Source organism: Halorubrum kocurii JCM 14978, assembly GCF_000337355.1.
In the GTDB taxonomy this organism is placed as follows: Archaea; Halobacteriota; Halobacteria; order Halobacteriales; family Haloferacaceae; genus Halorubrum; species Halorubrum kocurii.
On sequence record NZ_AOJH01000019.1, the window covers coordinates 1 to 15,974 of the forward strand.

The window sequence follows — 15,974 nt, forward strand, 5'->3', positions numbered from 1 at the left end:
TTGACTCGCGGCCGCCAGCGGCGGCCGCTCGCAGGCGCGCGCCGACCGCTATTGTTTATTTATAAACGATCGTCGCCGTCGCTGAGTTCCGTTTGAATATCCTCTTGCCACCGACGAACTGCAACACTCACTCCCGATATCGATCACTCCCCTTTCTCTCGACTACTCCAGATCCAGCAGCGCCGCGATCTCGTCGAGGTACTCGTCGTAGATCCCGACCGCGGACTCGATCGGGTCCGGCGACGCCATGTCGATCCCCGCTAGTTCGACGACGTCGAGCGGGTAGTCGGCGCCGCCGGCCTTGAGCATCTCGCGGTAGTCGGCGGCGGCGTCTTCGCCCTCGTCGAGGACGCGCTCGACGATCGCGGCCGCCGCGGAGATGCCGGTCGCGTACTGGTACACGTAGAAGTTGTAGTAGAAGTGCGGAATCCGCTCCCACTCGCGTTCGATGCCGCCGGTCAGCTCCGCGGGGGCGTAGTAGTCGCCCTTGAGGTCGGCGTAGATCTCGTCGAAGGCGTCGGGCGTGAGCGCGTCGCCGGCCTCGACGCGCTCGTGGATCCGCTGTTCGAAGGCCGCGAACATCGTCTGCCGGAAGAGGGTGGAGCGGAAGCGCTCGAGGTACTCGTCGAGGACGTGGGTCCGGAGCTCGTCGTCCTCGACCGTGTCGAGCAGGTGGTGGGTGAGCAGGGTCTCGTTGACGGTGGAGGCGATCTCCGCGACGAAGATCTCGTAGCTCGCGTCGTGCCACGGCTGGGCGTCGCCCGCCAGCTCCGAGTGCATCGAGTGCCCCAGCTCGTGCGCGAGGGTGAACATCGAGGCGATATCGTCCTGGTAGTTCATCATGATGAACGGCTGGGTGTCGTACGTCCCGGAGGAGAACGCGCCCGAGCGCTTCCCGCGGTTCTCGTACACGTCGACCCACCGCGAGCCGAGCCCCTCGGCCATCCGCTCCTGGTACGCCTCGCCCAGCGGCGCGACCGCCTCGATCACCCACTCGCGGGCCTGCTCGTACTCCACGTCGGGGCCCTGATCGCCCGTCAGCGACATGTAGAAGTCGTGGCTCTCGAGCCGGTCGACGCCGAGCGCCTCGGCCTTCAGGTCGGCGTGGCGGTGGAGCACGCCGAGGTTATCGTCGACGGTGTCGACGAGGGTGTCGTACACCTCGACCGGGACGTTCGAGCCGTCGAGCGCGGCCTCGCGCGCGGAGTCGTACCCGCGGATCTCGGCGCTCGTCGCGTGCTCGCGGACCGCCTTCTCGAGCGACGTGCCGACCGCGTTGCGGACGCTCGCCCACTCGTCGTAGAACGTCTCGTGGACGCGCTCGCGGAACGCGCGGTCCGGGTTCGTCTGGAGCTTCGTGAAGTTCGCCTGGGTGATCTCGACCTCCTCGCCGTCGGGGTCCTCGACGACGCCGTAGGTCATGTCGGCGTTCGTCAGCATCGAGTAGATCTCGCTCGGGGCGTCGGTGACCTCCGACAGGTCCGCGAGCACCTCCTCGACCTCGGCCGAGCGCGTGTGGTCTTTCATCCGCAACACGTCGTCGAGGTAGTGCTCGTACTCGGCGAGCCCGGGCTCGGCGTCGATGAAGGACGCCACCTCCGCCTCGGTGAGCGACTGGAGCTCCGGTTCGAGGTAGGAGATCGCGCTCGACGCCTCGGAACCGAGCGAGGACGCCCTCGCGGACATCGCCTGGTACTCCTGGTTCCGGGTGTCCTCGGCGCTGCGGAGCCGGGCGTACGTCATCACCTGCTGGAGGTCGCGGAAGATCTCCTCCCGCAGCTCCAGCAGCTCGAGGAGGGTCGCGGCGTCGTCGGCGACGCGACCCTCGTACGCCGCCAGCTCCTCGATCCGGTCCGAGACCGCCTCGTAGGCGGCTTCCCACTCCTCGTCGTCCGCGTAGACGCTTCGGAGGTCCCATTTGTACGCCTCGTCGATCTCCGACCGCTCGGGAACCGAACTCATACCATGGGGTTGGCCCCCGGGGCACTAAGAGTTATTAAAAGCGGAAGTCCGCGCGGGAAGCGGTCGGCTCACTTCCCCTCGGCCCACTCGGCGACGTCGACGACCAACACCAGCGCGTCCTCGCCGTCCCGGTAGTAGTTCGAGATACGGCGGATCGGGTCGAACCCCTCGTCCGCGTACAGCGAGCGGGCGGCCGCGTTGCTCTCGCGGACCTCGAGCCGCACGACGGCGACGCCGACGGCGCGGAGGCGCGCGAGCGCGGACCGGAGCAGCGTCCGGCCGATCCCCCGGTTGCGCGCCTCGGGGTGGACCGCGAGGTCCTTCACGTGGCCGATGTCGCGCCCGTGGTTCGGGGTGGCGTCCGCGACGACGTACCCGACGACCGCCCCGTCGCGCTCCGCGACGAGGAACGCCGGCTCCTCGAGCAGCCGCTCGAAGGCGTCGTACGGCCACGGGTCCGAGAAGCACGCCCGCTCGATCCGCACCACGGCGAGCAGGTCGGCGCGCTCGACCGGACGGACGGTCGCGTCGGCGGGTGTCACGGGTCGGATTGGCGACCGGGAGGAATAAACGCGACGGGACGGCGCCGAGGCGAGACCGGGGCGCGCCCGCGTCGCGACGCTGGCGGCGCCGATGCGAGACCGGCTCAGCCGTCGATCCACGGCTCGCCCGCCTCGGCCGCCTCGGGGCCCGGACCGCGGACCACGAAGCACGCCCCGTCGGGGACCGTCACGTCCTCGGGGCACGCCGGGTCGGCGTCGCCGCCCCGGAGCCCGACGGTCCACCCGTGCGACTCGACGACCTCGCGGACGATGTCGAGCCCGTAGCCCGTCCCGTCCTCGCGGGTCGTGAAGCCGGGGTCGAAGGCGTCCTCGCGGTGGTCCGGGTCGATCCCCGGTCCGTCGTCGGCGACGAGGAAGCCGCCGTCGGTCGCGGTCACGACGACGGTGAGCGGGGCGTCCTCGCCGCCGTCGGTCGGCCGGGAGGCGGCGGGGTCGGCGCGCACGGAGGCGGAGTCGGCTCGCACGGAGGCGGAGTCGGCGCGCCCGGCGGCGGGCTCGCCCGCCCCCTCGCCCGGCGCGCCGTGTTCCGTCGCGTTCCGGAACAGGTTCTCGAACACCTGCCGCAGTCGACCGCGGTCGCCGCGCACTCTCGCGTCCGCGCCGACGACGAGGGTCGCGTCGGCGCTCCCGGCGGTCTCCCACGCCTCGCGGGCGACGCCGCCGAGCGCGAACTCGGTCGGCTCGTCGATCCCGGAGCCCTGTCTGGCGAGGGTCAACAGCTCCGAGACCAGCTGGTCGATCCGGTCGACGGCGCGCTCGCCGCGCTCCAGGGGCTCGGTGTCGCCCTTCAGCCGCGCCATCTCCATCGACGCCCGGATCACGGACAGCGGGTTCCGGAGGTCGTGGGAGACGATGCTGGCGAAGCGGTCGAGCCGCTCGTTGCGGTCGGTGAGGCGGCGCTCGCGCGCCTTCCGTTCGCTCACGTCCCGGGAGTTGATGAGCAGGCGCCCGACCGCGGCGTCGGCGGGCAGCGACCGGGTCCGGGACTCCAGCCAGACCCAGTCGCCGTCGGCGGTGCGGTAGCGGTACTCCAATGTGGGCGCCGCCTCGGGGTCGTTGAGAGCGCGGTAGAACCGCTCGGTGACGCGTTCGCGGTCGTCCGGATGGACGTAGCCGAGCGGCGACCGCCCCACGGTCGACCCCTGTTCGTAGCCGAGCACCTCCTCGACCGACGGGCTCTCGTACCGGACGCGGCCGTCCGCGTCGACGACGGTGACCAGATCCGTGCCGTACTCCAGGAACTCCCGGAACCGCTCCGGGAAGGTCTGGTCGGCGTCGACGCGGCGCGCGGTGACGACGCGCCCGCCGAACTCGGGGGCCAACTCCTCGTCGACGACCGACTCCACCCAGACGAACCCGCCGTTTGCGTGGCGGAGCCGATGGGTGACGACGCGGTCGGTCGCGACCGCCGAGAGCGCGTCGGCGACGGGATCGCGGTCGTTCGGGTGGACGCGCTCCAACAGGTCCTCGCCGTCGAGCGCCGCGCGCTCGACCCCGAGCACCGCGGGCACGGACGGGCCGGCGAACAGCACCTCGCCGTCGACCGCGACGGCCGCCACGAACCGGTCGGCGCCCGGAACGGGCGACGCGGGCGGCTCGGCCCCCTCGGCCGCGTCGGTCCGTCCGTCCGGAACCGTCGGGTCGCGGACGGCACCGTCGGTCGACGAGTCGGTCGACTCCCGGCGGTCGTCGTCGCGACCGTCGGGACAGGTAGCTACCGGGCGATCGGTCGGGCGGAGAGTCACGCTGGTTCGGTTCCCCCTTCGAACGCGAGCCGATAAAGGTGCGCCCCGGAATTATCGATAGAGATAATCGGCGACAGATTTCGATGACTGCGGGCGATCTCTTGTCATCGACTCGGAGAGTCATCGCTTCCGACTCTTAAATATCCTCGACGACGTCGGCCGCCTCCCACGCGTCGGTGAACCCGTCGCTCACGCGGGTCGCGAAGCCCCGGTCGCGCAGGTCGAGCATGCCGAACAGGCGGTCGGGCGCGAGCGGGTCGGACACCTCCAGACACACCTCCTCCCCGTCGATGAGGTAGAAGTTCCCGTACACGTCGTCGGTGACGCGGAGCGTGAACGCGCCCTGCGCCATCGCGAGCACGGCGCGGTCCTCGTCGATAGCGGTCAGCGCGTCCTCGAACATCGCCGGCGACAGCAGCACGGAGACGTCGACGCCGCGCCGGATCGCCGAGAGCAGCCGGTCGAGGAGGACCGGCCCCTCCCGGTCCACCTCGAACTGCGAGGAGACCTCCGTGGCGACGACGACGATCGACTCCGCCGCGGCGTCGACCCGCTCGAACAGCAGGTCGAGCGAGTCGTCGGCGCCGACGGCGGCGGTCCAGAACTGGTCGTCGGTCGGCTCCGCGTCGGCCAGCCGGTCGACCAGCTCGTCTCGACCCGACTCGTACGCCTCGATCCGGCGCTCTAACTCCCGGCGCTTGGCCTCGACGAGGCGGTCGACGGCGACCGCGGGCTCGACCGGCGCGTACCGCTTCGGCTCCCGGTCGCTCTGGACGCGGACCAGCCCGCGCGACTCCAACCCGCCGAGCGCGTCGTAGATGCGGCCTTTCGGGACGCCGCTCTCGGCCGCCACGTCGGCGGCGGTCCCGGTTCCTAACCCGAGCAGTCCCCGGTACGCGCGGTCCTCGTAGCTCGACAGCCCCAGATCGCGAAGCGACTCCATGCGTCGACTACGCCGGAGGTATATAAATGAGTGGTGTTGAAACGAGATCCAGTTTCGGTATCGATCGTCGAATCTCGAACTAGACGCGAATTTCGACACCGAATACCGGTATTCGACCACAGGTCGGTCCGAAAGGAATTTCTGGAAACTGATACGATGTTTCTACAGGTTCCCGAAGGGTATTACGTCAGCGCGGCCTACCGCCGACAACCGAAATGAGTCGAATCCGGACGGTGGCGGTCGTCGCGCTGGTCTGTTGCCTGCTGACGGGCGGCACCGCGCTGGTCGCCGCCAACGACACGGTCAGCGGTGACCCCGACATCGAGGCGTTCGCGCCCGAGACGGCGTTCGTCCCCGGCGAGGAATCGACGCTGCAGGTGAGCCTGAACAACCGCGGGGACGTGAGCGAGGAGGGGTTCGACGACCTCGAGAGCGAGGTGGTGACCGCCCACGAGACCACCGCGCGGGTCCTCGCCGGCGACGAGACCGACCGCGACGTCCCCTTCGACGTGCGCACCGGCGAGCAGACCGTCGGCGACGTGCCCCGAGGCGTCACCGGTCCGATCGACTTCACCGTCGTCCCCGATGAGGACGCGGAGCCCGGCGTGTACCAGGTCCCGATCCGGCTGGAGTACCGGAACGTGTACAACGCGGAGGACGACGACGGCGCGACCCTCCGCGACGAGCGCGTCGAGACCGAGACCGTGGTCGTCGACGTGGAGATAACCGACCGCGCGCAGTTCGCGGTCACCGCGGTCGACGGCGCGGTGCAGGCCGGCGACACCGGCGTGGTCGACGTGACGATGCGGAACGTCCAGAACGAGACCGCCCGCGAGGCGTCGGTGGCGGCGACGCCGGTCGACCCCGACCTCACGTTCACCACCGAGGCCGGCACCGCCGAGACGTACGTCGACGACTGGACGCCCGGCGAGAACCGCACGTTCACCTACCGGTTCGACGCCGCGGCCGACGCGACGCCGCGGGCCTCGACGCTGGAGTTCGACGTGGACTACCGCGACGCCGAGCGCGCCGACGCGGCCGCCCGGACGGTCCGAACCGGCGTGACGCCGCTCTCCCGGCAGGCGTTCGACGTGACCGGGCTGAACAGCTCGCTGGAGGTCGGCAAGGACGGCTCCTTCGCGGTCGAGGTCCGCAACGACGGCCCTCGTCCGGTCGAGAACGCCGTCGTCGCGTTCGACAACGAGGCGCCGGCGCCCCAAGGTGTCGGCCAAGACACGGTCCAGGCCGACGAGAACGTCGTCCCCCGCGAGACGCGGGTGACCGTTGGCGACCTCGCGGTCGGCGAGACCGCGACGGCGACGTTCGACACCGGGATCCGGTCCGACGCGAACCCGGGCAACCGGACGCTCAACCTCGCGGTGCGCTACCGCGGCCTCGACGACGACGTGGTCGTCTCCGACGCGTTCGACGCCGTCGTCGACGTGCGACCGGAGCAGGAGACGTTCGCCGTCTCGCCGGCCGAACCGAGCGCCGACGGGGACGACGGGGGGAACGAGACTGCTGACGGCAACGCGACCGCCGATGCCGCCCCCGTGACCGGGGTCGCGCCGGGCGAGACGGCCCGGTACGACGTCGTCGTCCGCAACACCGGCACCGAACCGGTCTCCGACGTGCAGGCGAAGCTGTTCGTCGACGAGCCGATCTCTTCGGACGACGACGAGGCGTTCGTCACCTCGCTGGACCCGGGCGAGGAGACTACCCTCAGCTTCGAGGTGAGCGCAGACGACGGGACCACACAGAAGACGTACTCCGCCGCGGTCGACTTCCGGTACGACGACGCCGACGGCGACGAGCAGCTCTCGGACACCTATCGGCTCCCCGTGGACGTCGTCACCGACGACGACGGCAGCGTGCTCCGGTCGCCAGTCGGGATGGTCGCCCTGCTGAGCGCCCTCGCGCTCGGCGCCGCGGCGGTGTGGAAGCGCGGCCGGGTGAGCCGAACGCTCTCGCGGCTCCGCGAGCGGGCCCGCGACCGGTAGATGTCGCGATCAGAGCGCGTCTTCCGGGGCATAACCGACCGCGTCGTCGACCAGCCAAGGCGGGTCGTCGTCGCCTGTCTGCTCGTCACGGTCCTCTTCGCGCCCGGGATGGCCCTCCTCGAGTCCGAGGCGGGCAGCGACCAGTTCACCGAGGGGATCGAGGAGGCCGACGCGCTCGACCGAGTGAACGAGCAGTTCGAGCCCGCGTTCGGCGGCGACGAGCCGACGACGCAGCTGATCCAGCGTGACGGCAACGTGCTCGACCGGCGCGGACTGCTCGCGATGTTAACCACGGCCGAGCGGCTCGAGGACCGGGACGGGCTGCGAGTCACCGAGGTGTCCGCCCCGGCGATGGACGTCGCGGCCGAGCTCGACGAGGACGTCGAAACCGCCGGCGACGCGCGCGACGCGGTCGAGCGCGCCAGCGAGGGAGAGATCGACGCCGCGGTGGCGGCGGCCGCCGAGGACCCCGGCTTCGACACGCTGCTCTCGGACGACTACAACCGGGAGTCACAGACCGCCTCCGCCGCGCTCGGCGTCGTGACCCACTCGTTCCCCGCGTCGGCCGACACTCAAGCGATCCAGTTGGAGGCGCGGGCGATCGCCGACGGCGCGCCCGGCGACGTCACCGTCTTCGGCAGTGGGATCGTCGACAGCGAGTTCGCGCAGGTGATCTTCGACTCGCTCGCGATCGTCGTGCCGGCCGCGCTCGCGGTCATCCTCGGGCTGTTGGCGTACGCCTACCGCGACCCGTTCGACTTCGTGTTGGGCGGCGTCGCGCTGTTGATGACCGTGGTCTGGACGTTCGGATTCACGGGCTACGCCGGCATCGCCTTCTCGGACGTGCTGATCGCCGTGCCCGTCCTCCTGCTAGCGATCGGGATCGACTTCGGGATCCACACCGTGAACCGCTACCGCGAGGAGCGCGCCGAGGGCACCGCGCCGACGCCCGCGATGCGCGACGCGCTCGGCCAGCTGACGGTCGCGTACTCGATCATCGCGGGGACGACGATCATCGGCTTCCTCGCGAACCTGACCAGCTCGCTCGACCCCCTCCAGGAGTTCGGGCTCGTCGCCGGCATCGGCATCTGTTTCACCCTCGTCATCTTCGTCGGCTTCCTGCCGGCGGCGAAGCTCCTCGTCGACCGCTGGCGCGCGGAGCGGTCGCTCCCCGAGTTCGGCTCCCGTCCGCTCGGCTCCGAGGACTCGGCGCTCGGTCGTCTGCTCCCGTCGCTCTCCGCGATTTCCCGGCCGGCTCCCGCCGTCTTCCTCCTCGTCGTCGTCCTCCTGACGGCCGGCGCGGCCGGGTACGGCGCCGGCGTCGACACCACGTTCGACGACGACGACTTCCTCCCGCCGAGCGAGGAGCCCGGCTACGTCGACTACTTCCCCGGCCCGATGCAGCCCGGCGAGTACACCGCGACCGAGACGATCAACTTCCTCTCCGACAACTTCGCCACGAGCGAGGACGACACCGTGACGGTCTACGTCGAGCGGCGGATGACCAGCGACGCCGCCCTCCGGAGCCTCGACCGCGCCGAGCGGGACCCCCCAGACACGTTCGTCGAGACGGACGGCCGCGCTAGCGCCACCGGCGTCACCGACGCGATCGACGGGTACGCCGACGAGAACCCCGAGTTCGAACAGCTCGTCGACGAGTCGGCGCTCGACGACGGGCCGCCGGACCGGAACCTCGACCGGATCTACGGCGAGCTGCGCGACTCGGGCTACGCCGGGTTCACCGGCGAGTACCTCGCGGACGACGACCGGTCCACGCGCGTCGTGTTCGACGTGGAGTCCGACGCCTCCGACGCCGCGATCACCGCCGACGCTCGCTCGGTGGCCGACCGCTACCGCGGGGACGCCACCGCGACCGGTCAGATCGTCGTCTTCCAGGCGGTCTCCGAGACGATCTTCGACTCCGCGATCGTCTCCCTGTCGGCTGCCTTGGGGCTCTCGGCGCTGCTCCTGATCGTCCTGTTCCGGCTGTTCCTCGACAGCCCGGCCCTCGGACTCGTCACGCTGCTCCCCGTGGCCGTCACCGTCGCGACGCTCACGGCGACGATGCGGCTGGCCGGCATCCCCTTCAACGCGCTCACCGCGACGATCCTCTCTATCACCATCGGGCTCGGGGTCGACTACACGGTCCACGTCGCCCACCGCTTCCACGACGAGTACGTCGAGCTCGGCGACGCCGACGCCGCGGTCGAAACCACCCTCCGGGGCACCGGCGGCGCGCTCACCGGCACGATGGCGACCACCGCCTTCGGGACGGGCGTGCTCGTCCTCGCGATCACCCCGATCCTCGGCCAGTTCGGGCTCCTGACCGCCGCGAGCATCTCGCTCGCGTACCTCGCCTCGCTCGTGGTGCTGCCGCCGGCGCTCCTCCTCTGGGCCGCCGCCGTCGAGCGCCGCCTCGACCTGCTGTGGATCGGCCGGGCAGTCGGTCGGTTCGGCTCCGGAGGCGAGAGCGGAAGCGGGACGCCCGATGGCGCCGATCGGTCGGCCGAAGACGCTCGCACCGACGGCGGGGGCGTCCGAAGTCCCGCGGGGCGGGGCTTCGAGTGGAGCCCACCGCTCGCCGAGGGGTCTCGTCGGACTGCGGGCACCGATCCGGACCGAACCGACCCCCCGCCATCGACCGACCCGGACGACCGCAGTCAGAAGCGTTAAACGCTCGCCGCGGATATCCCGTCGTGAGGGCGCGTAGCTCAGCGGACAGAGCACTTGGTTCCGGACCAAGATGCCGCGGGTTCAAATCCCGTCGCGCCCGTCACACAGCCTCTTGGTGCGGATACATAGCAAACCACCGGACAGCGTCGAGGTCGACGGTATTTCGGGTTCATTTCGAGGGGTGATTTCGTCACGTTCCATGACGGTGGTCGCCGCCGTCTGTCGATTCGCGAAGAACCAAAACGGCATCCGTCTTAGTGATTGGGGTCGAGTAGCATCTCACCGAAAAGGGTTCGATAGAGAACGGATTACCGACGGGGTCGAGTAGATCGGGAGAACTACGGGTTCGGTACTACCGGCGATATAGTAATTTGGCAGTTGTCACACCACTTCCTGGAGAAATTTTATAATGATGTGACAAACTATCAGAATCATGCTTGACGATTTCTTCTCAGCCTTTCGTTATTTTCGTAATGTGGATTCAAACTCACCTGAGACAACTATCGGAAAGGGACGAAAAGTAGTGCGGAAATATGCGTTTGTAATTGCATTAGCAGTCGCAGCAGGTGTTGCAACCGGGATTTTGCGGTCTCCAGATGCATTCCTTCTGTCGATATACTCTCTCTCCCTTTGCATTCGATTCATCATTACTACTGAATTCAATACCTCTCATAGGACGAACTGCACCTCGTGTGATGATTCTGGTTGAGCTGGGGAATGGGAAAGGTGCCGCAAGTATCGGAATCTCACTCTCAACAGTATATATCATATACCGGAAAGTTGGGGCCGCATCAATGACTATCTCTTGGTTTCAATGGAAGAGAAACAACTGAACGGTGAGGAGTGCTGACACACCACTGATCGCAGTTACCCGCAATTATGCAGCTAACTTCTCAGATGATACTACAATCATATGATTGCTTTCTCAAACCAGTCGGGGAGATCGACATTTCTTCTCACGTCAGAAAAGCTCTCGTCAAGTACGTAATAGATACACTCATCACCTGCCTCGCGAACTCCCCTACCGACTGACTGTTGGATCTGCTGTGATGTACGTTCCATGTATAAATCGTCTCTATCGCGCTCATCAGTAAGGAAACGTGTTCGTGGGTCAGCTAGGTTGGGATATGGAACCTTTACCAACGCCTGCCACCGGCACTTATCTCTCGGAAGGTCGACTCCGTCCATAGCAGCTGGTGAAAAGAACATATCATCGTTACTCTGCTGCCAATACGATATCTGTAGACTAAGATAATCTCCCGACCGGCTATGACACTGTGAATTGTCCTTGAAGTGGTTGTGTAACTGATTGGCTCGATCGTAACTGGCTGTGTGGACAAGTCCCTTCTCACCGCTATGCTTCCGTGAAATGAGTCTCAACTTCTCAACAATAGCATCAAAATGGTCTTCAAATCCACCAGATGACATCCTACCAACTTGCGTCTTAGTAACGATTTGTCGATTCTCTGCAGGGAACGGCATTGGATACTGAATGACTTTTGTTTGTCATGGGGCAAGTCCGAGACGCTGTATCCATCTATCAGGCATTTCAGGAAAGGGCATAGTCGCGGTACTGAGAAGTCGTTTGTTGCTTCGCGACCAGACATGTTCTTGTAAAAATTCATCTACATCAACTGGGATGGTATTGAGACTCTCTCCGCCAACAATTTTATTTTTTAATCACCCAGTTTCGGCCTGCTTCTGTCTGTTCAACGCACCATTCGTATTTTTTACAAAACCCCCATACAGTCTTTCAGATCTAGGTCATCAACCGCTACTGTTCCTGCTTGATCATTTATATACTGCTCAGCTCGGTCGTATACATTCTGGAGTTCATCTCTGATATCATCAAATGTGACTATACCTTCGTTTGGAATATCAATACGCGATGGCATCCCGCTAACAACTTCTTCCGGAAGTGAATGCGATGAGACTGTAATGCCGGCATGTAGGGAGGCGACCTGGTCCTCTAATTTATGACACTCATCGATCAGATTTACTTCTTTTCACTCGCTTGGCAGACTCTGAATAATCGATTCGGTGAGAGCCGGCTCTAGTCCAGTGTCTCGGTATCCCGCTGCGAGGTTGACATCGACAGCCCAATACTGGCCGTCGCCATCTTTGACCAAATCAACCCCGACACCCCGAAGGTCAAATCGTTCGACAAGTTCTCGGAGCGACGCTGCAAGTGCTGGCCTGATCTCTATCTGGCCGAGGAACTGTTTCTCCCCGTAGAGCTTCGAGGTGACCCGCCGCCCCGCGATGTGTATTTGTGACCCGTCGTTGACGGCATAATACTTGTAATCGACTGGTTCCGTCGGAATCAGTTCCTGATAGAAATCTCCCTCGCCGTTGAGTTCGGGTTCGTCGTTCCAGATGTAGTAGCCTTTTGCGACGTATTCGCCAGCAGGTTTCTCGAAGGTGACTCCAGGTGTGAGAAATCCCATCTCCGAAAGCGCTCGAAGACCGACAAGCCGTGAACTGAACAAAATCAACGCCTGCAAATTATTCCACAGCACTGTCCCCGTCCGTCGAGCATGCCTGAGAGCCGGGAGTGCACTCGGGAGTGTCTTCTTGTTAACGATCAACGAGAGGTCGGCGATCTGTTCTGGGGAGAGCGGTGTTTGGGGATGGAAGAATCGAACATGAAAGCCTGCATTCCGAAGACGCTCGGCTACGTCGCGGAATACCGGCTTGCTCTTTTCACACAGGATACCGATGCCGCGATCACGTTCCATACGGCTCTACAGTGGTGTTCAAGCGCGAATTTGAATAACATTCGGGTGTGTAGCGATTTCAGTAACAGACATGATTCAGTCGGAAAAGCACATCCGCGACGCTCGTGACGAGTTATATCTGGGAACGATCCATAATTAAATACGGAGGAACTTAGACTGCGATACTAGACAAAAATAAAACCTAGTTGGGGATAAATTAAATGCTAGGAATAGCAGCTTACAGGCTTTTAGCTGCTAAAGTCGACAGTTTCCTCGAAGATTGCGTTGCCACTCGGATCGTGAATGATTCTGACAGTTTCTTCACTATCGTAACTGGCGGGAGTGTAGTTCCCTACTTTTTCCTCTCCGCTCTGCCAGTCCTCATCCAGGAACGCTCCCTCATAGCGATCTCCGCTAATCGATAAGGTAAGATCCCCAGCATCGATCGTTTGACCGCCGGTTTTGGCGAAAGTAATGTTTCCGTCGGCATCGCTTAGTTCAACAACGTCAAAGCTCGCCTGCGGCGCAGTATCCCCTAGTTGGTCACCCAGGCCGAGAACGAACGTCCCGATGACGGCGGCCAGAATCACAGTGATTGCGACCATGAGTATGACTCCAATAACGGGACTCACCGCACGGTCGTCTGAATTGAATAGGTTGCGTGGTTTCATAGTTTGAACCCAGCGGTCCACCGATGAAACGGCCGCCCGTTTCGGTCGGTTAGCTGGTTATTAGACGCTAGGTAGGCTCTGCTTATGTAGTTACTGGCACGAGTATCAGCCTCGAAAATTAGATGCGCAAGGTCAAACCAGCTGACCTGTAAGCACCGCTCGTGCAACCCACGCCCCAGGCTCTCGCGCGAACCTACAGCGATCGCGTGTACCCGAATCCGTGGGAGAAGGTCCTCGACTACCGCCGCGTCCTCGACTACGCCGCCGCGCACCCGAACGCCGGTCGGGTGCGCGTGGGCAACGCTCTCAACCTGCCCGCCGAACGCGTCCGCGGGTGGCTCAACGACGGAATCCCCGACCCGGTCCGAGCGATCGACACCGCGATCGACCACGGCTGGCTCGACCCGGACCCCGACAGCGAGGTCGCCGCCGCGCTCGTCGACCTGCTCGCGCACGGCCTCGCGGGCGGGAGCATCACCGCCCGGAACTACGTCCCCGCAGTGACTGCAGGGGAGCGGGTCGATAGCGCGGAGATCCGCGACGCCTTCGAGCGCGTCGGCGTCGAGACGATACGTCGGAACGCGGACCTCCCCGGTCGCGCGACCGAGATCGTCCCCACCTGCGATGGAACGGTCCTCGGCCGGTGCCTCGTCACGATGGGGGCACCGACCGGTGTGAAAACGACTCTCGACCAGGTCCCGGCGGTCGTGTGGGACGTTCCGCGTCCGGTCCGGCGGTCGTTCGTTCGGATCTACGTCCGCCACCGCGGGCTGAACTACAAGGAAAAATCGACGACCCGTATTCAGGTCAACCGCCCGAGTTCCTTTATCAAGGATCTCCGAGCGGTGCTCGCCGACGTGCTCGACGAGCGGGTCACTGCATCGGATGCCGGAATCACGATCTCGGCCGACGCCGTGCGAGAGCTCGGCGTCGAGTAGTCCCGGTTCGCGGGCCCGTCGAAACCACTAGCAGTTGATCGGTTGTACCCCAGCTGCTCAGTACAAGACGCTGATGCGGCTTCGAGGGCGTCGTCGACGTTCCGGTTCGAGCCTCGGTCATCGTCCGGGCCCGGGGAATCGCCGGTCAACTGGGCCGCTCGTACCCGACGAATTCGTCTCGCCAGTCGTCGACTTCACCGGCCAGATCCAGCGCTTCGGTGCGGGATCGGGGACACGCGACGGTTTTCCTTCATCGCCGGCCGCTTCGTCGGTGTCGGCCCCCCGCTCACCGCGAACCTCACTCCGCGTCCGCGACGATCCACGGCTTCGCGTCGGGGTCGTAGTCGGCGATCGCGCCGCTGTGGCTGCGCGTCTCGGGCGCGAGGACGCCGACGTGTTTCAGCTGCTGGACGAAGTTGAAGGGGACGTTGGTGCGGATCACGTCCGCCCAGACGTTCCGGTCCCGGTAGAGCCGGGCGGTCTCACCGCGCTCGATCAGCTCTCGAGCGCGAGCCGCGCCGCGAGTCGTGCAGAACGCGCTCAGAAAGACGTTCGGGTACTCGCGGACGAGCCGCTCGACGAGGGCGAGGAAGTGCACGCGCGGCCCCTCCTTGCGGAGCGCGTCGAGCAGCAGCCCGAACTCGGGGTGCCTGACGAAGGAGTTCCGGAGGAGGACCGCGAGTGGCGGGTGAACCTCGGCGACGGTGCGCCGGGCGACGTCCTCCTTCGTCAGGCGGAGGGCGTCGAGGTCCTCGATCCCGTAGCCGCGCAGCACCGTCGCGGCCAGCTCTCCCTGTTCGGTCAGTCCGCGGGGCGACCCCGCCGCGACCAGCCCGAGGGTGCGCGCGCTCGCGACGGTCTCGCCGCCGGCGCCGAACCCGTACTCGTCGGCGATCGCGTCGACGAGCTCGTCGCGCGCGAGGGGACCGTGACGGTCGATCGCGACGACCGGGGCGAGGTAGTTGAGCGGCTGTGCGAGGCTCAGCGTCGTAATGTCGCCGCCGAACTCGTTTCCGCGGAGCCGCAGGGAGAGCCGCCCCTCGATGTCCGCGACCCCCGCGGCCGACTCCGCGCTCGGCGGCGAGCGCCACGCGGCCGCGCCGCCCTCGTCCACCTCGATAACGCCGATGCCCTTCGAGCGGAGCAGGTCGGCGTGCGGCCGCACGGCCTCGTCGTGCCCCGCGAGGTACGACACGTGCGCGCCCTGCTGGTAGGTCAGCGCCTGTCCGATACCCCGAAGGAGGTTCGTCGACCCCTTCACTTCGATCGCGAACACGCGGTCGGACTCGGTGAACCCGAGTACGTCGGGGTACCGCCCGCGGATCGTTATCTCGTGGCGGCGACAGCGGTCGAGCACGTCCGCGTACGCGTCGCTGTGCGCCTCCGGAACGTGAACTAGCGGCTCGTAGTCCCGTTCGTCGAGGGCGGTCACGACGCGATCGAACACCGCCGGCTCGTCCATACGCGGCGGACGATTCCCCGTGTAATAAGCGGTCTCCCGTCGCGCTCGCGCGCTCGCCGCCCGCAGTTTAAAAATGATGCCGCGGCACCCGGCGTATGGATCTCGCGTGGGACGTCGAGCGGGAAGGAGGCGTGTCGCTGGTTCGGTGTCGCGTACGCAACGATGACGCCGTCCCGCGACGCGTTCGGATCGAGAGCCGGCTCGACGGTCCCGTGCTCCCGCCCCGGCGGGACGGGGTTCCGGAGACCGGGTGGGACGAGGCGGGGGTGACGCTGCGTCTCGCGCCCGAGGAGCGGCGGG

General features: G+C 65.9%; 12 protein-coding genes and 1 tRNA gene. 5 read left to right on the forward strand and 8 right to left on the reverse strand.

The genetic code is table 11. The features are described 5' to 3' along the window. Nucleotides 1-162 precede the first annotated feature (162 nt). From pepF to C468_RS02225, 4 genes are all read right to left on the reverse strand, one after another. Nucleotides 163-1,962 (reverse strand): oligoendopeptidase F, encoded by a 1,800-nt coding sequence (gene pepF, locus C468_RS02210; protein WP_008847246.1) that lies wholly within the window; start codon nt 1,960-1,962, stop codon nt 163-165. Between the two features lie 68 nt (nt 1,963-2,030). After that, nucleotides 2,031-2,504 (reverse strand): ribosomal protein S18-alanine N-acetyltransferase, encoded by a 474-nt coding sequence (gene rimI / locus C468_RS02215; RefSeq protein WP_008847247.1) that lies wholly within the window; start codon nt 2,502-2,504, stop codon nt 2,031-2,033. 104 nt (nt 2,505-2,608) lie between these two features. Beyond that, entirely contained in the window at nt 2,609-4,270 is a 1,662-nt protein-coding gene (locus tag C468_RS02220) for a PAS domain-containing protein (RefSeq protein WP_008847248.1), read from the reverse strand. A 136-nt stretch (nt 4,271-4,406) separates the two neighbouring features. Beyond that, entirely contained in the window at nt 4,407-5,213 is an 807-nt protein-coding gene (locus C468_RS02225) for a TrmB family transcriptional regulator (protein ID WP_008847249.1), read from the reverse strand. 215 nt (nt 5,214-5,428) lie between these two features. Here C468_RS02225 and C468_RS02230 point away from each other — a divergent pair, with 215 nt between their 5' ends. The 3 genes from C468_RS02230 (at nt 5,429) to C468_RS02240 (ending at nt 9,986) form a co-directional block, all read left to right on the forward strand. Further along, entirely contained in the window at nt 5,429-7,213 is a 1,785-nt protein-coding gene (locus C468_RS02230) for a COG1361 S-layer family protein (RefSeq protein WP_008847250.1), read from the forward strand. Continuing rightward, on the forward strand, nt 7,214-9,886 hold the full coding sequence (locus C468_RS02235; protein WP_008847251.1) for an efflux RND transporter permease subunit: 2,673 nt from the start codon (nt 7,214-7,216) through the stop codon (nt 9,884-9,886). 27 nt (nt 9,887-9,913) lie between these two features. Next, nucleotides 9,914-9,986: transfer RNA gene (locus tag C468_RS02240), tRNA-Arg, on the forward strand. Between the two features lie 809 nt (nt 9,987-10,795). Here the strand turns inward: C468_RS02240 and C468_RS17435 are convergent. The 3 genes from C468_RS17435 to C468_RS02250 form a co-directional block, all read right to left on the reverse strand. Beyond that, nucleotides 10,796-11,368: a helicase C-terminal domain-containing protein gene (locus C468_RS17435; RefSeq protein WP_080510598.1), complete on the reverse strand. Its 573-nt coding sequence runs from the start codon at nt 11,366-11,368 to the stop codon at nt 10,796-10,798. Nucleotides 11,369-11,892: 524 nt separating this feature from the next. After that, the gene (locus C468_RS18835; RefSeq protein ID WP_206536734.1) at nt 11,893-12,624 is read right to left on the reverse strand and encodes a hypothetical protein; all 732 of its coding nucleotides are present in this window, start codon (nt 12,622-12,624) and stop codon (nt 11,893-11,895) included. Between the two features lie 227 nt (nt 12,625-12,851). Next, nucleotides 12,852-13,274, reverse strand: coding sequence for a type IV pilin (locus tag C468_RS02250; RefSeq protein ID WP_080510599.1), 423 nt, complete (start codon nt 13,272-13,274; stop codon nt 12,852-12,854). A gap of 161 nt (nt 13,275-13,435) precedes the next feature. On the opposite strand from C468_RS02250, the gene C468_RS02255 reads away from it, so the two are divergent. Beyond that, nucleotides 13,436-14,212 carry a hypothetical protein gene (locus C468_RS02255; RefSeq protein WP_049911913.1) on the forward strand — a complete coding sequence of 259 codons (777 nt, stop codon included), beginning with the start codon at nt 13,436-13,438 and terminating at the stop codon, nt 14,210-14,212. A 298-nt stretch (nt 14,213-14,510) separates the two neighbouring features. Here C468_RS02255 and C468_RS02260 read toward each other — a convergent pair whose 3' ends face one another. Continuing rightward, nucleotides 14,511-15,674, reverse strand: a complete 1,164-nt coding sequence (locus tag C468_RS02260; RefSeq protein ID WP_008847255.1) for a hypothetical protein — start codon at nt 15,672-15,674, stop codon at nt 14,511-14,513. Between the two features lie 95 nt (nt 15,675-15,769). Here C468_RS02260 and C468_RS02265 point away from each other — a divergent pair. Next, nucleotides 15,770-15,974: DUF7857 domain-containing protein (locus C468_RS02265; protein ID WP_008847256.1), on the forward strand; the 205-nt coding region annotated here is incomplete at its 3' end.